This window comes from Psychromonas antarctica (genome assembly GCF_022267535.1).
In the GTDB taxonomy this organism is placed as follows: domain Bacteria; phylum Pseudomonadota; class Gammaproteobacteria; order Enterobacterales; family Psychromonadaceae; genus Psychromonas; species Psychromonas antarctica.
On the sequence record NZ_JAHNZV010000007.1, the window covers coordinates 47,934 to 67,538 of the forward strand.

Sequence of the window (19,605 nt, forward strand, 5' to 3'; positions counted from 1 at the left end):
AAACAGAGAGTATTATGGAACAACTATTATTAAACCCTATTGCTAAAGTCGATGGTGAAATTAACCTCCCCGGTTCAAAGAGTCTCTCTAATCGGGCTTTACTCTTGGCTGCCTTAGCAAAAGGCACAACCACACTGAGCAATCTATTAGACAGTGACGATATACGTCATATGTTAAATGCCTTAAAAAAGTTGGGCGTAAAGTATCAGCTTTCGACAGATAAAAAATGCTGCGTTGTGGAAGGGTTGGGTAGAGCGTTTAATACCGAGGAACAGGGCGTTTTGGAACTGTTTCTAGGGAATGCTGGTACCGCGATGCGCCCGCTTTGTGCTGCGCTTTGTTTGGGACAAGGTGAATATCTGTTAACCGGTGAAGCGCGTATGTTTGAGCGGCCAATTGGTAGTTTAGTCGATGCATTAAAACAGGCTGGCGCTAATATTACTTATCTAAAAGATGAAAATTACCCACCACTTAAAATCAAAGGTACGGGGCTTCAAGGTGGCAAAATTCAGATTGATGGCAGTGTATCCAGTCAGTTTTTAACCGCATTTTTAATGTCCGCCCCGATGGCCACGCAAGAGACAACAATTGAAATTGTTGGTGAGTTGGTTTCTAAACCCTATATCAAAATTACTTTGCAAATTATGCAAGACTTTGGTGTTGAAGTTGAGAATGACAACTATCAACGTTTTGTGATTAAAGCCGGACAAACCTATACAGCTCCGGGGGATTATTTAGTGGAAGGCGATGCGTCATCCGCTTCTTATTTTCTGGCGGCTGGGGCGATTGCTGGCGGCAGCATTAAAGTGACTGGCATTGGCAAAAAATCGGTACAGGGTGATATTCAATTTGCCGATGTCCTCGAGGCGATGGGGGCAAATATAGAGTGGGGCGATGATTATATTAAAGCCAGCAAGGGTGAGCTCAAAGCTATCGATATGGATATGAACCATATTCCCGATGCGGCGATGACCATCGCTGTCGCTGCACTTTTTGCACAGGGCACCACTAAAATCCGCAATGTATACAACTGGCGTGTTAAAGAAACCGACCGTTTATACGCGATGGCCACCGAGCTGCGTAAAGTAGGGGCAACGGTTGTTGAAGGGCATGATTTTATTGAGGTGACGCCGCCGACTAAAATTATTCATGCTGCCATTGATACCTATGATGATCATCGTATGGCGATGTGTTTTTCATTAGTGGCGTTAAGCGATACACCGGTCACCATTAATGACCCTAAATGCACATCGAAAACATTCCCCGATTATTTTGAGAAGTTGGCTTCGGTGAGTTTGTAATGTTTTCTCGTTAGAGTGGCCTTGCGGAAGTGTGGGCGGCCCGCTATATTAGTTGAATAGTTTTGGGTGTAGATCTTTTTAGTCGGAACAAGATCTTTTAAAATTCAATGAATTACAAATAAATAAAGCAACAAGAAGAGCTTTTTGTGGTGCTTGTTAAGCTACCACACACAACAAGCAACCCCAAAAGGCCTTCTATGAATCTAGCTTACCTGACTATCCCTGAAATTTCATTTTTTTCAAATGCAAAGAACCAGTTTTCAAGCATGATTTCACATTTAGAATCAGAAAGTTGTAAAGACAAAGAACACGCGGATATCGAATAATATATTCAAGATGAAGGCTTTGAGCTTCTAAGGCGCTTTTTTCAAGGGTATTTATCACTGCTTGAATCACAGCAGGCAGTAAAAACCTCCGTATTTAACGCACAAGGAAAATCACTTTCCAATGTAAAAAAGAAAACCTCTCGTCAGTTAACAACACTATTTTGAAGAGGTAACAGTGAGTAGCAAGCCCCAACAAAAAAAGTGTATTTCCTCTCGATAAAAAACTCAATCTAGCTAACCGGAAGTTTTCAGATGGTGTTGCTCAACGAGTGGCAATTGAAGCATCTAAAAACTTTTTTGATGACACCGTTGAGTCCATCAATACAATGACAGGTGCAACCATTGCTAAACGGCAAACGCTGCAATTGGCTACAAGATGTAGCACAGGATTTTGATGATTATTATTTAAAAAACGCTATTTAGAGACCGAAAAAAATCAAGGCATCTTAGTGCTTTCATTTGATGGTAAAGGGGTCGTAGTACGACCAGATTCACTACGCGAATGCACTGCCAAAGCAGCAAAAAGAAGTAAAAATATCAATAGTCGCCTGAGCCAAGGAGAGAAAAAAGATCGCAAACGTATGGCACAAGTGGCAACGGTTTACTCCGCTCTTCCAGATATCAGGAGCCCAGATTCAATAATGAGCAATGACAAAAGTAACGTGAGTAAACCCCCTCGCTCAAAACGCAACAAACGTGTTTGGGCAAGTATTGAAAACAGTGCTGAATTTGTTATTGAAGATGGATTTAAAGAGGCACTGCAAAGAGATCCAGAACAAAAAAGGGAGTGGGTTGTACTCATCGATGGGCATCCACACCAGCTAAAGTTGATTGAAAAAGTGATGAAATCACTGCGTATTAAAGCAACAATCATCATAGATTTTATTCATGTTTTAGAATGTTTATGGACAGCAGATTGGTGCATCTTTAAAAAAGGTGATTCAAAAGTAGAAACATGGATTGCCACTAATGCATTAAAAATCCTTAATGCAAAATGCAACCAGGTTGTGAAAGGGATTAGAATTAAAGCAACTAAAAATAAGGTTGAAAAGCGATAAGCTGCAGATACTTGCGCCAAGTATCTGCTAAAAAACAAATCTCGATTTTGCTACAAAGATGCATTAGATAAAGGCTTTCCTATTGCTAGTGGTGTTATTGAAGAAGCTTGTAGACACATTATTAACGATCGATTGGATGTAACAGGAGCAAGGTGTAGCCTCAGGGGGCGGAAGCTATTTTAAGGTTGCGATCACTTAGATCCAGCTGTCATTCCGCACCTGAATGATTATTACAATTCACCTTTAAATCGTGATCTGTATTTCAAAATGTTTATATTTTTGAGAAAAATAAAAAAATGATTGACCCCGATCTCTCTTTTTGATCTATTACTCTCTTTTGAGATAAATATATCATGACCTACCCGTTTACTAAGTCACTTGAGCACCGCCAAGTGAGCTTTGCCCATCTTTCCGTCGCTATGATCATCAATGGGTTAGGATTTACTGGTCGCACTCTACATAACCTCAATTCTGGATAAGCTAAACGATACAGTACCGTTATTTACGCGTATTTCTGCGTTAAATCATCTGCCAATAACCCGTTATTGCTGCGATGATTCGCCTTGAACTACGCAAAACTAACAGCACTGTATAATATGTTTTTTAACTTGTTGATATTTAATCTGATTTCGCTTCCATTATCCAGAACTGAGGTTACATATGTACAGTGAATACTTTTCGGATAAGCCATTAGATCGTCTTATTGCGCCCGGTATTCAAGCTGAACATATCAATGATGACGCGTTAGGCCATTGCCACCGCTGATCAACAACTTTACTTAGCTAAAAAATAAGGAAGAAATTGTACTTTTTGTAATGCTGAAGATAGACAAGCCGTGGTGACAAATAGTCTCCGTGCCAATTAAATGTGTTGCAGAGACTATCGTTATAAACTGCATTTTTTTTTTGATGCATTAAGGCAAGCAAAAAAATGATAGGTACAAATACTAACAGGCAACACAATTGGGTGCACTCATTGTGAATTTGTTACTGTTTTTTGTTTTTTTGCCTTATAAAGTTTAAATAATAAGGTTAAATCTATTTTACTGCAGCTATTCACTTTATTATCTTGATGAAAGATGGACGGGTTGCTAAAGTACGCTCCTTACTTTATTTTTAGCTATTTTGGAAAATTTTCATGTTTAAAATGTTTCGAGGTATGTTTTCTAACGATCTGTCGATCGATTTAGGAACCGCAAACACACTTATTTATGTAAAAGGTCAAGGTATCGTACTAGACGAGCCTTCAGTAGTTGCCATTCGTTTAGATAAAAATGGTGCAGGTAAGAGTGTCGCGGCAGTGGGACATGATGCAAAACTGATGCTAGGCAAAACGCCGGGGAATATTCAAGCTATCCGCCCGATGAAAGATGGCGTAATTGCTGACTTTTATATTACCGAAAAAATGCTGCAACATTTTATTAAACAGGTCCATAACAATAGCTTTTTACGTCCGAGCCCGCGGGTTTTAGTCTGTGTGCCATGTGGCTCAACGCAAGTGGAACGCCGAGCTATTCGTGAGTCTGCTCAGGGCGCTGGTGCACGTGAAGTGTTTTTGATTGATGAGCCGATGGCGGCAGCTATCGGGGCGGGTATGCCCGTTTCTGAAGCGAAAGGTTCAATGGTAGTTGATATTGGCGGAGGAACAACTGAAGTTGCGGTTATTTCACTTAACGGTATTGTCTATTCCGCTTCAGTACGTATCGGTGGCGATAAATTTGATGAGGCTATCATCAATTATGTGCGCCGTAATTATGGCTGCACGATCGGAGAAATGACGGCTGAACGTATTAAGCACAGCATTGCTATTGCTTACCCAATCAATGATATTAAAGAGATTGAAGTACGTGGTGTGAATGTTGCCGAAGGTGTTCCGCGTAGCTTTACGCTTAATAGCAATGAGATATTGGAAGCGTTACAAGAGCCATTAAGTGGTATCGTTTCTGCTGTTATGCTGGCATTAGAAAAAACACCACCTGAACTTGCAGCCGATATTGCAGAGAGAGGCATGGTATTAACGGGAGGAGGCGCGCTACTTTGTGAATTGGATCGCTTACTTTCAGAAGAGTCTGGTATCCCCGTTATTGTCGCGGATGACCCGCTGACTTGCGTTGCTCGAGGCGGCGGCATGGCATTAGAAATGATTGATACTTATGGCGGCGATCTGTTTAACGCAGACTAACCTCGTGTCATATTGCAAGCTACTTCACGAGGGGCTTGCAGTGAATACCTTTATTTTATTTGATCGGCGCTAATGAAAACTATTTTTACACGTGGCCCCTCTTTTTTATTAAGGCTATCCATAGTGATAGCCCTTTCGCTTATCTTATTTTTAGCCGATAGCCAATTTAACCTATTTACTTCTGTGCGGATTTACCTTAATTCTTTAGTTAGCCCCGTTCAATATGCTGCCGATGCACCGCAAAAATTATTTAGCGCTTTGTCTGAAAATTTAGTAACTCGGCAAGCTTTAAAAGCACGCAATCAGCAGTTAGAGAAAGATAATTTACTGCTCAAAGCGGATCGCTTATTGTTAACACAATTACAGCATGAAAATAATCAGCTGCGTGAATTATTAAATTCACAACGCATATTTACTAATAAACGCATGATAGCAGAGGTAATGCGCTTAGAATCAGATCCCTTTACTCAGCAATTATTGATCGATAAAGGCGCCTTAGATGGTGTTTATTTAGGGCAGCCCGTTATCAATGAACAAGGGGTCGTGGGACAAGTCTCGCAAGTAGGCAGCACGACCAGTCGTGTTTTATTAATTGTTGATGCCAGTCATGGCATCCCAGTCCGTGTGCAACGTAATGACATCACAGCTATCGTTCACGGTAGCGGGGCTTGGAACAAATTGAACGTGCCTTTTGTGCAAAGTAATGCAGATTTAAAAGAGGGCGATTTGTTGGTGACTTCTGGATTAGGTGGACGTTTTCCTGCGGGTTATCCTGTCGCAACTGTTACCCATTTTGATTATCTGGAAGGGGCGCTTTATGCCGATGTTACCGCTACACCTGTCGCTTTACTAGATAGAAGCCGTTATCTATTATTATTGTGGAATGATGGCCGAATTAAGGAATCTGATTTATCGCTCGATTCATTGGAGTCCGATGATGTCACCAGCCCGTAACTACCGAATTATTTATACTAGCTTTTTTATTGGCTTAATTTGTGCGATTTTTCCATTACCCATAATTCTCAATGCATTTCGACCTGAGTGGATGATTCTTATTATCTTTTATTGGGTGCTTGCATTGCCGCAACGAGTTAGCATCGTACACGCTTTTGTATTGGGCTTATTGCAGGATCTATTGCTCGGTTCAACATTGGGTACGCATGCATTAATTTTTTCGATCTTAGCTTATGTTGTGAGTATCAACTATCAACGCATTCGTCACTTTACGCTTGTACAAACAACCTTACTAGTGGGAGTGTTTGTGTTGGTTTCTAAACTATCTCTATATCTGCTTGCATCAAGTTTGCAAGATATTGTCTTACATAGAGATTATTTTTGGGCGATATTTACCTCTATGCTGATTTGGCCTTGGTTTTTCCTCTTTATGCGTTTTATCCGTATTTATTTCAAGGTCGTTTGAATATGATTTATCTGGCTTCTAATTCTCCTCGGCGAGCAGAACTTCTTCGACAAATTGCAGTCCAATTTACCGTCGTTAATGCACCCATAGAAGAAAAATTACAAGTCGGGGAAACCCCTGATAGTTACGCCCTTCGCTTAGCGCGAGAAAAAGCGTCAGCGGGGTTTGCATGCAGCAATAAAGATAGACCGGTATTAGGTGCTGATACTATTGTTGTGATTGCTGAGAACATTTTAGAGAAACCAAGAAATAAAGCCCACGCGAGAGAAATGCTCAAACTGTTATCGGGCTGCACCCACCAAGTTTTAACCGCCATTGCCTTAGTTGATGCGAACGGCTTAAAAACAAAATTGGTCAAAACAGAGGTGGGTTTTAAAGTGCTAAGTGAACAAGAGATAGCCGACTATTGGATGACGGGCGAACCCTTAGATAAAGCGGGTGGTTATGCCATTCAAGGTGTTGCTGGGAAATTTATCACTCATATCAGTGGTAGTTACAGTGCGGTTGTTGGACTTCCTCTTCATGAAACAGATCAGCTTATTAAAGAATTTTATAGGAATTAAAAAATGTCAGTTGAATTATTGATGAATATTACCCCTACCGAAACACGTGTTGCTTTGGTTGAAGGCGGAATTTTACAGGAACTGCATATTGAACGTCAGGCGACTAAAGGCATTGTTGGTAATATTTACAAAGGTAAAGTAAGTCGAGTTTTACCGGGCATGCAGGCCGCTTTTATTGATATCGGCTTAGACAAAGCTGCTTTTTTGCATGCCTCTGACATTGTTCCCCACACCGAGTGTGTGGCACTGACAGAAAAAGCACAGTTTAAAGTTGCAGATATTTCTGAATTGGTCCGTCAAGGACAAAATATTATGGTGCAAGTGGTTAAAGATCCGCTGGGCACTAAAGGGGCTCGTTTAACCACTGATATTACTCTACCGTCTCGCTATTTAGTCTTTATGCCGGGCAGTGCGCATGTTGGTGTCTCACAACGGATTGAAAGTGCACAGGAGCGTGAGCGGCTAAAAAATATTACCCAAGCTTGCGTTGATGAATTAGGTGGATTTATTATTCGCACCGCAGCTGAAGGCGCGCCCGAAGAGGAGTTTGTGCATGATGCAGCGTTTTTGCAGCGTGTCTGGCGCAAAGTATTAACGCGTGGCCAACGTACTAAAACGAAAAATAAATTACTGTACCGAGATTTAGGGCTGGCTTTTCGTATTTTGAGAGATTTTGTGGGTACTGAAATTGATCGCGTTCGTATCGATTCCAAATTAACTTTTAGCGATCTTAAAACTTTTACTCATGAGTTTGTGCCTGAACTTGAAAATAAAATCGAGTATTACGCAGGTAAAAGTCCCATTTTTGATCTTTTTGATGTTGAAAATGAAGTGCAGCGCGCATTAGAGCGCAAGGTCGAGCTTAAATCTGGTGGTTATTTAATTATCGATCAAACCGAGGCGATGACCACTGTGGATATTAACACGGGGGCCTTTGTCGGCCATCGCAATCTAGAAGAAACTATTTTTAATACCAATATTGAAGCAACCCAAGCTATTGCGCGTCAGCTTCGTTTACGCAATCTTGGTGGTATTATTATTCTTGATTTTATCGATATGAAATCAACGGAGCATAGACGCCGAGTATTCACCAGCTTAGAGCAAGCATTGGCCAAAGATCGTGTTAAAACAAACATTAATGATTTCTCGCCTTTAGGTTTGATTGAAATGACTCGCAAGCGTACTCAAGAAAGTTTAGAGCATATTTTTTGCAGTGATTGTGAGCAGTGTAATGGCCGAGGTTATGTGAAAACAGTGGAAACGGTATGTTATGAAGTGCTGCGCGAAATATTGCGTGTTAATCGCGCTTATGATGTAGAGCGATTTGTTGTTTATACAGCTCCTGCCGTAGCAGAAGCTCTACTAGGAGATGAATCTTATAGTCTTGGTGAACTTATTTTGTTTATGTCCAAGCAGGTTGAAATTCATGCTGAGCCCTTATATGGGCAAGAGCAATTTGATGTCGTTATGATGTGATTGATAATTGAAACAGTTAACTTGTAAATGGCTAAAGCGTTTTTCAGTGTTGCTAGCAATAAAATTATTTATTATTGCTACTTGCTTAACGCTGTTGCGTATTCTTTTTGTCAGTATTGGCGATTATAAAGAAGATTTAACAACTTGGTTGGCAAGTGAATATAATATCAGTTTGTCGGTTGAAGATATTTCTGCAGGTGTTGATTTTTCGGGGCTTATTTTAACTTTAGACAATATTGAACTTGCTAACTCGACTGATCTTCCCTTTCAGCTAAAATTTGATTATCTTTTTTTACATCTCGACTTTTGGAACTCGATAACACAACGAAATCTGAGTTTTAAGCGTGTTTCACTTCAAGGCGTTGATTTAACTGTTAAATCAGATGTCAGTAGTGAGATTGAATCAGAACGATCCTTACTGACTATCGACTCCCTTCAGCGCATTTTTTTAGAACAACTTAATCAGTTTTCAGTAAAAGATAGCCGCATTCATTTTATCAGCCAACTAGGTCGCAGTAAAACCATCTTTATTGATAAATTACATTGGCTTAACACTGAAGGAATGCATCAGGGTGTTGGTAGTGCATCACTACCTAATAGTTTAGGGGATAACTCCCTTGCATTTGTAGTCAAGCTTGTTGGTGAGCGAGGAAACCAACAAAATCCACTAAAGGGAGCCCTCTATATTGATGCTGATAACATTAATATCAGTGATTATTTAATTGATAGTGTCAATTCGGATGTGCAGATCCTCGATGCTGTTTTAGATTTCCAAGCGTGGGCTGAATTTTCATTAACGAGACTGAACCAAGTTCAGATTGCATTAAAAAACAGTCAGTTTGCTTGGTCGCAGTCTAATAATCTACATAACTGGCAATTAAATAGCGGGTTATTACAATTTAGCAATAGCGAGCAAGGTTGGTTATTCGATAGTTATGATCTCGATATTGAGCAAAATAATAAAAAATTAAAAGGGCTGTCTGTGAGCGGACACGGCAGCCAGGAATTTGCATCTTTTTATTTTAATGCCCTCAATTTAAAAGACTTATTGCCATTTTATTTTTTAAATCCAGAGTTAACAAAAAAGAACATTGATTTATTGCAAGCGTTTGATCTGAATGCAGATATAAAGCAGCTAGGGATAAGCAAAAACAAAGCGCATGAATTACAATTCTCGGCTCAATTGAGTGCATTGAAAAATCGTCCATCTGGTGCGGTGCCGGGGCTAACGCATGCCGATATTGCGCTAAGTGGCAACCGCTCTGAAGGTGAAATCCAGATCAGCTTGCCGAAGCAAAAAATCTATTTTGATGGGCAGTTTAGTCGTGCAATGCCTATTGAATTGGGTTCATTGACGCTACAGTGGTTAAAGACGCAAGCCGGTTTTAAGCTATTTAGTGATCAGGCGCTGCTAAAAACAGCTGAACTAGATACTATCACTGACTTTTCGCTACTTTTCCCCGACAAGCAGGCAGAAAATCAAAGCCCATTTTTAAGCCTTTATAGCTACGCGTCTCTCAATGATGCCAGCAAAGCACGTTATTATTTTCCAATTAAAGCGATGGGGAATAGCGTTTTTGATTACCTTGAACCGACGCTCCAAGCGGGAACTGTAATGGGCGCTAAAATATTATGGTATGGCGCACTTAATCATTATCCCTATCAAGATCTCGATGGCATTTTTCAAGCATGGGTGCCCTTACGTGAGGCTCAATATGATTTTTATGGCACTTGGCCTGGGCTTACCTCATTAGATTTAAACCTACTATTTGAAAATGATGGACTCACCATGGAGGCGACTCAAGCTTCGCTAGGTGACGTTCAGGTGCAACAGCTAAATGCACAAATAGATCATCTCACGCATAATGGTGTACTGACTATTAATGCGAATATCAGTGACGATGCACAAAAGATAAGTAATTATCTGCAGCACTCTCCACTTAAAGAGAGTGTCGGTAAAGCGCTCTCTGTCATTCGTGTTGAAAATAAACTATCTGGCAAGTTGCAGCTAACCATCCCTTTTGATCGTGATCAGCAGCAAACTCAAGCGAGTGGCGAAGTGAGTTTAGCTAATAACAATATTAATATTGAATTAGCGGATAAACTGATCTTGCCACTTAGCAATGCTCGGGGCGTATTCAGTTTTTCAAATGGTAACTTAAGCGCAAAAAATATCAGAGCCCGTTTATTTGATCAAGATATACAGTTTGCCTTTGCAACAAGCGAGGAAAAAAAGCTTTATCGGGCTAAAGTGGAGATGGCTGGTAGTTGGCAATTCGAAGCGTTAAACCGCTCCTTCCCGGTTTTAGTCCCTTTGCAGTTGAGTGGGCTTTTAAACTGGACGGGTGAGGTTGATTTTAAACATAGAGATACAGACGGCTATCAGTATAGTGTTGCACTTAACTCTGCTACGCAGGGGGTAAAAAGCACGCTTCCTGCCCCCTTTAATAAAAATGCACTACAATCATGGCCGAGCGATATTATTGTCTCGGGAGATAAGCTCAGTAGCAAGTTTAGCTTAAATATTAAAGATAAATTAAATTTTATTGGCGAGCTTGATCACCAAGGAGATGAACTGGCTCTCCCCTATTTCACTCTCAATATAGGTGCTGATGCGTTAACCGATGTTGATAATAAAAAGCATCTTATTAACGTCAATCTCGCGCAGCTTAATATTAACGCTTGGTATCAACAGTGGACTGTATTGAATACTCAGGAAAAAAAATCTCAACAATGGGCGCTGCCTGTTTTTGAACTGGATCAGATATTTGTTGATATCAAACATGCAACACTCTTTGAGCAACCTTTAAATGCGTTAAAAGTGAACGCTGTTAATGATAGCCAAAAATGGTCAGCAGACATCTACTCCGATAATTTGCAGGCAGCTGCTGAATACCGCTTTGGCGTGCCTGTACGACTTGATTTTGATATCAAAAAACTTAATTTCAAATCGATTGATTTATCAACGTTTAATGATCACGCGCTACCAGTTAGCAATAATCAAATATCAGCGAGTGATAATTTACTTGCTGAATACCCAGAAGTCTTTGCTAAATGTGCAAGCTGTATCTATGGAGATGCAGACTTTTCTCCGGCAGCTGTGCACCTTTATCCAAGCAAAAATAGCCTCAATATAGATTATATTAATATTGGCACGGAAGATGAGTTTACCCATATATCAGGCGTATGGGATCAGCGCAAAACTAATATGATCATTGATCTACGTGCAGATGAAAATAATAATCTAGTGAAACGGTTGGGTTATGTGAGCCCTGTTATTTATCAAAAGGCAGAAGCAAGTGGTAATTTTAATTGGATTGGGGCACCATGGCAGTTTAATTATGACTCTTTAAACGGGGCTTTTTCTGCTCAATTAACTGATGGGTCAATCACAGAGGTAAGCGATAAAGGTGCTCGATTATTAAGTCTCTTTAGCCTTGATGGTATTCGCCGCTCACTCAACCTTGAGTTTAATAATGTGTTTGCTAAAGGTCTTAATTTTGATGACCTCACGTTATCCGCCAAGATTACCGATGGTATTGTTAAAAATGATGATTTTTATTTGGATGGCTCAGCCGGCAAAATTATTGGTAAAGGGCTTATCGATCTGCCCAATAAAAATACTAATTATCAATTCAGTTATAGCCCTGCGGTTACCTCTAGCCTGCCCGTTTTAACCGCCTTTGCAATCAACCCCTTAACTGGCGCAGCGGTATTACTGATGTCAAAAATTCTAGAGCCTGTAGTTGAAACCATTATCCGTGTTGATTTTTCGATCAAAGGCGCGCTTAACAACCCTGAAATAAAATTAATTAATAGGCAAAAAGGTCAGGTTAAACTGCAAAATAGTGAAGTACTTGATGAGATAAACAAGCAGCAGTTAAACCCTGATTATGGTGACTCATTTGGTAAATAATTTATCCGCAATTCAGATGACCAGTGGCAGCAATCCTCGAGACAATTTAGCTTGCTTAGAAAAGCTGCTAAAAAAATTGTCCCCAGTCTGCAATCAGTTAGTATTATTACCCGAGAATGTGCTCATTTTTGCAGATAAAGCACAGTATTTATTATTAGCTGAAGATCTGGGGGAGGGATATTATCAATCACAATTGGGTCATTTAGCACAACAGTATCAATGTTATTTGGTGTGTGGCAGTTTCCCCATTAAAAGTAAGTTGCGGGATAAGATTTTTAGCACAAGTTTGGTTTTTTCACCGCAGGGTGAGCTAATCAGCCACTACCATAAAATACACCTCTTTGACGCCTTGGTGACAGATCAGAAAGGTCAGTATAAAGAATCTGATACTTTTATTGCGGGGCAAAAAATTCAACTTTTTGATTATCAAATGGAGACAGAATCTGTCAAAGTGGGTCTGGCTATCTGTTATGATTTGCGTTTTCCTACATTGTTTCAGGCCTTGCGTGCGCAAGGAGCGGAGATTATATTAGTCGCTGCTGCCTTTACTAAAGTAACCGGTGAGGCGCATTGGCTGCCTCTGCTGCAGGCAAGAGCGATTGAAAATCAGTGTTACATTGTCGCGGCTAACCAAGGTGGCTTACACACGTGTGGGCGAGAAACATTCGGCCATTCGCTGATCCTTTCTCCGTGGGGAGAGGTGCTTAGCCAGCTGCAGCTAGGTGACGGTATTGTTGAGGCTCCTTTTGATAGGCTGTTTCTTGAAAATGTACGCCACAAAATGCCTGTTACATTACATAATCGTTTCACAAATTCATTACGCGAGTGATTTGGTTTTATTTTTAAAAAAGTTTAAAGGAAATAAGTATGTCTTTCGATCAAGTTTGTGAACGTTTTTTAGCTCCATCACAATTAAAAATTGGCGATTTAGAATTGCAGTTAGGACGTATTTGTACACCACAAATAGATTATGCCGATTTTTATTTTCAAGCTAGTCGCCATGAGTCTTGGTTGTTAGAAGACGGTATCGTTAAAGATGGCAGTTATAATATTGAAAAAGGGGTCGGGATTCGTGCTGTTTCAGGTGAAAAAACGGGGTTCGCCTATTCCGATCAGATCTCAGCTAAAGCGATTAGTGAAGCCGCAAATGCAGCTCGGAGCATTGCGCAAAGTGGTCAACAAGGCAAGGTTAAATTGCTTTTGCCTAAAAAACCAGTGCTAATTTATGGTTCTTCAGATCCGCTTAATAGCTTACCGCAAGACAGTAAAATAGCCCTTTTAAAACAAATAGATATTTTTGCAAGAGCACTTGATCCTATGGTCTGCGAGGTGACCGTCTCATTAAATGCGATTTATGAAGAGATATTAGTTGCCGCTAGTGATGGTACATTGGCGACAGATATTCGTCCGCTGGTTCGCTTAAGCTGCTCAGTATTAATCGAAAAAAAGGGCAAACGCGAACGTGGTAGTGCAGGTGGTGGTGGTCGCTTTGACTTGAATTATTTTACAGATACCGTTGACGGTGAAGCGAAGGCTTTTTCTTATGCTCGAGAAGCGGTACGGCAAGCGCTTGTCAATATTGATGCGATTGACGCGCCTGCTGGATCTATGCCCGTTATCCTTGGCGCAGGATGGCCGGGTGTGTTATTGCATGAGGCGGTTGGTCATGGATTAGAGGGAGACTTCAATCGTAAAGGCTCATCTGCCTATTCAGGTCGTATCGGTCAGCAAGTAGCATCCAAACACTGCACCATTATCGACGATGGTTCTATTAAAGATCGTCGCGGCTCGCTCACTATCGACGATGAAGGCACCCCCGGACAGTCTAATGTGCTAATTGAAAAGGGGGTTTTAAAAGGTTATATGCAAGATAAGCTCAATGCACGCTTAATGGGCGTGTCGCCAACGGGTAATGGTCGTCGGGAATCTTATGCTCATCTGCCAATGCCTCGTATGACCAATACTTTTATGCTCAATGGTGACTGTGAGCATGAGGAGTTAATCGCGAGTGTTAAAAAAGGTATTTATGCACCTAACTTTGGTGGCGGTCAGGTGGATATTACCTCTGGGAAGTTTGTATTCTCGGCCTCTGAAGCTTACCTTATTGAGAATGGCAAAGTCACTGCACCGATTAAAGGTGCTACATTAATAGGTAATGGCTTTGATGCTATGCAACAGATCTCAATGGTTGCTAACAATATGTGTCTTGATCCTGGTGTTGGTGTATGTGGTAAGGAAGGACAAAGTGTACCTGTTGGTGTCGGGCAGCCTTCTTTGAAAATAGATAATTTAACGGTGGGTGGTACTCACTAATATCCGCTCGGGATAAGAAAATCAACACAGCGCTGCTATTGCAGCGCATTTCTTTGTTACTTCGGCTAGCAATAGCTTGTTACTGCTACGCTGAGCAGCACAAAATTCTCAATGCGTTATGATGCTGTTTTTTAAGTTTATGATTTTAAATGGAATTTTTTTGATTATTTTGAGTTGAATTTAACGACGTTATTTTTTTGAATATGACAGGCTGCTTTAGCGTTGCTATTAAACCAAATATCCCCATTACCTATTTATGTATACCGGTTATTTTTTACAATTAGAATGACTAGTAATTGCAGTTACTGGCTTGCTTCCAGTCTAGTTTCCTACGCCAAATAGATTATTTGATTAGTAAAATGACTATTAAATTTGTCACTCAAATTGGTAGCGCCTTTTACTTTCCCTGATCGGATATATGCGAATCAATTAATGTAGTCGGATCCGAAAGTAGCGGGTATAAAAAAAGTGTCTAATTAGACACTTTTTTGACGTTATTTAATGAGTTATCCCATTTAAATAATATTAGTTTGCAGGATCTGCTTTTAGCTCAGCACTGCCTTCAGTAGTAAATACATCTACACCAAATTTTGCACGTGAGTAAGAGTGATCAAGGCCACCTAAGTCTTTTGAATTGCCCATATGAACAATAAATTTGAACTCTTTCCAGTCATCACCTTTTAGAGGAACAACATAGTATGCGCCGTATTTTTCAGAAACGCCTGTTAGAGGAAATGCATCGTACCAACTTGTTGCTTCTTTGATATCGCCAGACCAAAGGTGTAGGCCCCAATCTGTATATTCGTTATCAGCACGTTTGTAGTAGATTACCGCTTCACTTGGAGCTGGTGTGTATAGGCCAGGAATTGTGCTCGCAGAAGTGCCTTCATCCATAACAACGGCTTCTGTTGCTGCAGCTGACTCGTCTGCTACTGGAGTTGAAGTACAGCCTACTACCGCAACTGCTGCAAATGCTGCTAGTAAATGTCTAAATTTCATAACATATCCTTATTTTTTTGTTTATTGTTTTGTTTATAGTTTTCTTTTCGTTCAAAGAATTTAGAATAATAGTCTGCTTATATTTAGTAAGCATCCTGCCTGCCTAACATTCGATAATTTACCTAAGTTGATAAACCATATATTAGTATTAGTTTGCTTAGGTCCGTCTAGGATAATTCAAACTATCATTCGATACAAAGCAACAGTGATTAATTTTTTGTAAAGAGTGATCAACGATTAGTTTTTGATACATAATACCTAATAAATCGTCTATATTTGAGCGGGTTAGCAGATTATTTTTATACACATTATTTAAACCTTGTGCCACAAGAAAAAAATTAAATATTGCATAATGCGGAATCGGCTTAAGCATTAATTTATAAGCGGAAGATTTGTTGTTATGGCTATTCCCTAGGCTGATTCAAAGCAAATTTAGGGGGCACAGTGAAATGCAGAATGTTCAGCACTTTTAAGTGCTATAACACGGCACAGGATATTTGGCCGTAAGAAAGCTGATGCTGCTGTACAGCGGTATTTAGTTTTTGATTCAAAATAGCGAAGAAAAAAACCACTTAACAAGTGGCTTTTAATAGAGAGTATTAAACAAGCTTTATCTATAGAGCTTCAATTTCAGCGAGAGACTGAGTAAATTCAGATAGATCAATCTCTAAATCATTATCTTCACCAAGCCAATTAATGCCGATGACTACGCCGTCTGCGATCAGATCATCAACCCAAAACTCAAACCAATCAGCCAAGGTTATTGCAGCAGGGACATATTCTTCCCACTCTTCAGTGCAATGCACAGCAGCAAGCGCTTGGTCAGACCAGAGCGGCATTACTTCTGTTTCTTCATAATTTATTGAGTCAAGTACAACCCAATCTTCACTTTTTTTATCTTGTAGTGCCCAAAGTAGTTGCGTCGGTTTTACTTCAGCTAAGAAGGTCGGCAGTGCTTGATTATTATTTTCCATTATTTCTTCCATCTAAGTTGATTTTATTTTTGCAGTATACTGAGTTATCCATGAATTGATAGTTTGCATGGGCTAAGTTTTATTACTCAATTGTGTGTCTTGCTCTTAACTCTTTTTCTACGTAATCTGAGCTTATTTTATTAACCAGCTTGCTATTATACAAGGGTGGTAAAGCAAGAAAAGGAACTGTTTATTTATGCAGTTCCTTTGTTCAGAAGATAGACGCTTATAAACAGATTGTTTTCAAATAGGCAAATAACTCTTTAGCAGCCTTGGCGGGTTTTTCCTGTTTTTGCTCTTTATTTGCCTGGCGTACTAATTGGCGTATTTTTTGACGCTCAAGTTGAGGGAATTGTGTTATCAATTCATTAATCTTAGGGTCACCTTGCTCAATGAGCATATCTCGTGTTAATTCCAGCTTTTGCGATGCATGCGTGAGTTGCTGGTGTTTATTACTGAGCTTGTCAAGGGCTGCTGTTATCAACTCAACCTCTTCATTACGTAACACTTTGCCAATATATTGTATTTGGCGGCGCAGGGCTTCATGTTTGCCTGCAATTTTGTGCGCAACAGCAATGGCGTTAAACAATAATTCACTACCCGGAACTTTTGCCAACTGTTTACTGTTTAACTCTAGTAATCGACGCCCAATCAGCTTTAACGCTTCGGCTTCACGTTTGATTTGTGACTTACTGATTTCATCTTCAATAACTTCTTCTACTTTTTTGTTCATAGGGCTCTTTTCTATTACGCGATTTAAGGGACAACGGCCAATTACTTGGAAAGGTTAAAATAGATTTACAAGTAGCTTGAGTATAATTATGCGCATCATAACATCTTCAGAAGAAGCTTGCCTTAAAGCATGTTATTCTTTATCTCTCAAAATTAAATTTTATTTCGGCGGTGTATTACTTATGATTGAACAGAAAAAACAACTACAAGATGCGGTTAATGAAGCGCTAATTATTGCCAAACAACTCGGTGTAGACCAAGCCGAAGTCGCATTAGGTAAAACATCGGGCATTTCTGTTAATACACGCTTAGGCGAAGTTGAGAATATTGAGTTTAACAACGATGGCGGAATGGGAATTAGTGTTTACATTAATCAATGTAAGGGCAGTGCCTCTACTGCAGATTTAAGTTCTCGGGCGATTCAATCTACAGTCAAAGCGGCAGTCGATATTGCTAAATATACTAGCAAAGATATTTACTCTGGTTTGTTAGATTTAAGTAGTTTGGAAACCGAACCGGCCGATTTAGATCTCTACCATCCAAGTCAACACAGTACCGAACAGTTATTAGCAATTGCTAAGGCCTGTGAAGATATCGCACTTAGTAGTGATAAGCGTATTGTTAACTCCGATGGCGCAGAGATGAATAGTCATTCTAGTATCAGCGTTTATGGCAATACGCACGGTTTTTTGCATAGTTACGCAAGTAGTCGTCATAGTTTAAGTTGTGTGTTAATCGCGCAACAAGGTGATGAAATGCAGCGTGATTACAGCTACAGCAGTGCGCGTGATATGGCGGATTTATTTACCCCTCAGTGGGTTGCCGATGACGCCGCGAAACGTACACTGGATCGGCTGGGTGCGCGTAAAATAAAGACGCAACAATCCTCTGTTATCTTTTCCCCAGAAGCCGCCAGTAGTTTATTTGGCCATTTAGTCGGGGCCATTAGTGGTACCAGCTTATATAAAAAATCAAGTTTTTTACTCGATAGTTTAGACACGCAAATATTTCCTGAGTGGATGACTATTTCTGAAAAACCGCAACTTCGTAAAGGGATTGCCAGTGTGCCATTTGATCAAGAAGGCGGTAAAACGGTTGACCGCAATATTATTGAAAATGGGGTATTACAAACTTATCTATTAACGGGTTATGCCGCGCGAAAATTAAAGATGCAAAGCACGGGTCATGCAGGTGGGATTCATAATTGGTTTATCTCAACAGGATGTTTAGACTTGCCTGGTCTATTTAAAGAAATGGGCACCGGGCTATTTGTCACAGAGTTAATGGGGCAAGGCGTGAATCTAGTAACGGGGGACTATTCTCGAGGTGCATCTGGTTTCTGGATTGAGAATGGCATGATCGCTTATCCCGTTCATGAAATTACGATCGCTGGCAATTTGCAAGAGATGTTTCTAAATATTGTTGCCGTTGCCAATGATATAGACCCGCGGAGTAGTCTTAAAACGGGTTCTATTTTAATTGAAAAGATGAAGATTGCTGGGCAATAACTTACTTCTTAAAATAAAGACATTTTCACCTACTGTATTATAAAAAGCTGTAAATAAGGTATTATTTCAGCTTAATAATAAAGGCAGTTGGGTAATCTTGTTGAATTTTTGTTAGCAAACGCTGTGCTTTTAACTGACTATTAAAAGGACCTAAACGTAATTTATAGTGCTTATCCTCTTTCAAGAATAGGCCTTTAACGTGGTACTTAAGTTCTAATTCAGATCCTAATTTCTCCGCTTTTTCAGCTAATGAAGTAACTAGATATTGAATATAATAATCGCCATTAAACTGATTAGCTTGGCTTTCCTCTTTGGCAAAATGTAATAATCTGATTTTCACTTTTGCTGTACCTGAATCGATAATGTCGAGTTTCTGCGCGGCGGCATAAGAAAGATCCACAATTCGCCCTGCATGAAAAGGCCCTCGATCATTCACGCGTACAATAATTTTTCTGTTGTTCTCTAAATTAGTGACCTCTATGTAGCTGGGTAAAGGTAAATTTTTATGGGCCGCACTCATAGCAAACATATTGTAGCGTTCGCCATTGGACGTGAGGTGCCCGTGGAATTTATTACCGTACCAAGAGGCATTACCTAACTCGGTAAACTCTGTAAGATGTGTGAACACTTTGTAATCAATACCGCGCACTCGGTAATCTTTATTTCCACCGCGTGAATAGGGTTCATAACGTGGATTAACATCTTCAATATGCCCTAATGGCGGTATGTCTGATGGACTATGATCATTTTTAATTTGATAGCGGCTATTTGAGATGCTGCAGCCACTCACTAAAAAAATAAGCACTAATGGGACTGTTTTAAGTATATTCATCATTAT

15 protein-coding genes and 1 pseudogene are annotated in these 19,605 nt (G+C 40.0%); 12 read left to right on the forward strand and 4 right to left on the reverse strand.

Annotated features, from left to right (window positions below):
• Positions 1 to 14: 14 nt before the first annotated feature.
• From aroA to tldD, 11 genes and pseudogenes are all read left to right on the forward strand, one after another.
• The gene (gene aroA, locus KSO91_RS03555; protein ID WP_238741410.1) at positions 15 to 1,301 is read left to right on the forward strand and encodes a 3-phosphoshikimate 1-carboxyvinyltransferase; all 1,287 of its coding nucleotides are present in this window, start codon (positions 15 to 17) and stop codon (positions 1,299 to 1,301) included.
• 775 nt (positions 1,302 to 2,076) lie between these two features.
• Positions 2,077 to 2,685, forward strand: coding sequence for a hypothetical protein (locus tag KSO91_RS03560; protein WP_238741412.1), 609 nt, complete (start codon positions 2,077 to 2,079; stop codon positions 2,683 to 2,685).
• A 654-nt stretch (positions 2,686 to 3,339) separates the two neighbouring features.
• A pseudogene (locus KSO91_RS03565) lies at positions 3,340 to 3,441 on the forward strand (DUF4277 domain-containing protein); the annotation flags it as partial.
• A 381-nt stretch (positions 3,442 to 3,822) separates the two neighbouring features.
• Positions 3,823 to 4,866 carry a rod shape-determining protein gene (locus KSO91_RS03570; RefSeq protein ID WP_238741414.1) on the forward strand — a complete coding sequence of 348 codons (1,044 nt, stop codon included), beginning with the start codon at positions 3,823 to 3,825 and terminating at the stop codon, positions 4,864 to 4,866.
• Between the two features lie 72 nt (positions 4,867 to 4,938).
• A complete protein-coding gene (gene mreC / locus KSO91_RS03575; protein ID WP_238741416.1) occupies positions 4,939 to 5,820 on the forward strand; it encodes a rod shape-determining protein MreC in 882 nt (293 codons plus the stop codon).
• A complete protein-coding gene (gene mreD, locus KSO91_RS03580) occupies positions 5,801 to 6,286 on the forward strand; it encodes a rod shape-determining protein MreD (RefSeq protein WP_238741418.1) in 486 nt (161 codons plus the stop codon). The genes mreC and mreD overlap by 20 nt, the downstream gene beginning before the upstream one ends.
• Before the next feature lie 2 nt (positions 6,287 to 6,288).
• Positions 6,289 to 6,849 carry a Maf family protein gene (locus KSO91_RS03585; RefSeq protein WP_238741419.1) on the forward strand — a complete coding sequence of 187 codons (561 nt, stop codon included), beginning with the start codon at positions 6,289 to 6,291 and terminating at the stop codon, positions 6,847 to 6,849.
• A 3-nt stretch (positions 6,850 to 6,852) separates the two neighbouring features.
• Positions 6,853 to 8,325: a ribonuclease G gene (gene rng / locus KSO91_RS03590; RefSeq protein ID WP_238741421.1), complete on the forward strand. Its 1,473-nt coding sequence runs from the start codon at positions 6,853 to 6,855 to the stop codon at positions 8,323 to 8,325.
• Positions 8,326 to 8,332: 7 nt separating this feature from the next.
• Positions 8,333 to 12,241: a YhdP family protein gene (locus KSO91_RS03595; protein ID WP_238741423.1), complete on the forward strand. Its 3,909-nt coding sequence runs from the start codon at positions 8,333 to 8,335 to the stop codon at positions 12,239 to 12,241.
• Positions 12,231 to 13,070: a carbon-nitrogen hydrolase family protein gene (locus tag KSO91_RS03600; RefSeq protein ID WP_238741425.1), complete on the forward strand. Its 840-nt coding sequence runs from the start codon at positions 12,231 to 12,233 to the stop codon at positions 13,068 to 13,070. Before KSO91_RS03595 ends, KSO91_RS03600 begins: the two co-directional genes overlap by 11 nt.
• 38 nt (positions 13,071 to 13,108) lie before the next feature.
• Positions 13,109 to 14,554 carry a metalloprotease TldD gene (gene tldD, locus KSO91_RS03605; RefSeq protein WP_238741427.1) on the forward strand — a complete coding sequence of 482 codons (1,446 nt, stop codon included), beginning with the start codon at positions 13,109 to 13,111 and terminating at the stop codon, positions 14,552 to 14,554.
• 525 nt (positions 14,555 to 15,079) lie between these two features.
• Here tldD and KSO91_RS03610 read toward each other — a convergent pair.
• From KSO91_RS03610 to yjgA, 3 genes are all read right to left on the reverse strand, one after another.
• Positions 15,080 to 15,553 carry a pullulanase-associated domain-containing protein gene (locus KSO91_RS03610; protein WP_238741429.1) on the reverse strand — a complete coding sequence of 158 codons (474 nt, stop codon included), beginning with the start codon at positions 15,551 to 15,553 and terminating at the stop codon, positions 15,080 to 15,082.
• 614 nt (positions 15,554 to 16,167) lie between these two features.
• Entirely contained in the window at positions 16,168 to 16,527 is a 360-nt protein-coding gene (locus KSO91_RS03615; RefSeq protein ID WP_238741431.1) for a DUF2750 domain-containing protein, read from the reverse strand.
• Positions 16,528 to 16,753: 226 nt separating this feature from the next.
• Complete coding sequence (gene yjgA, locus KSO91_RS03620; RefSeq protein ID WP_238741433.1) at positions 16,754 to 17,260, reverse strand: ribosome biogenesis factor YjgA; 507 nt, start codon at positions 17,258 to 17,260, stop codon at positions 16,754 to 16,756.
• Positions 17,261 to 17,441: 181 nt separating this feature from the next.
• Between yjgA and pmbA the strand changes: the two genes are divergently transcribed.
• The gene (gene pmbA / locus KSO91_RS03625; RefSeq protein WP_238741435.1) at positions 17,442 to 18,767 is read left to right on the forward strand and encodes a metalloprotease PmbA; all 1,326 of its coding nucleotides are present in this window, start codon (positions 17,442 to 17,444) and stop codon (positions 18,765 to 18,767) included.
• 61 nt (positions 18,768 to 18,828) lie between these two features.
• On the opposite strand, the gene KSO91_RS03630 is transcribed toward pmbA, so the two are convergent.
• The gene (locus KSO91_RS03630; protein ID WP_275113898.1) at positions 18,829 to 19,602 is read right to left on the reverse strand and encodes a septal ring lytic transglycosylase RlpA family protein; all 774 of its coding nucleotides are present in this window, start codon (positions 19,600 to 19,602) and stop codon (positions 18,829 to 18,831) included.
• Positions 19,603 to 19,605: the final 3 nt, after the last annotated feature.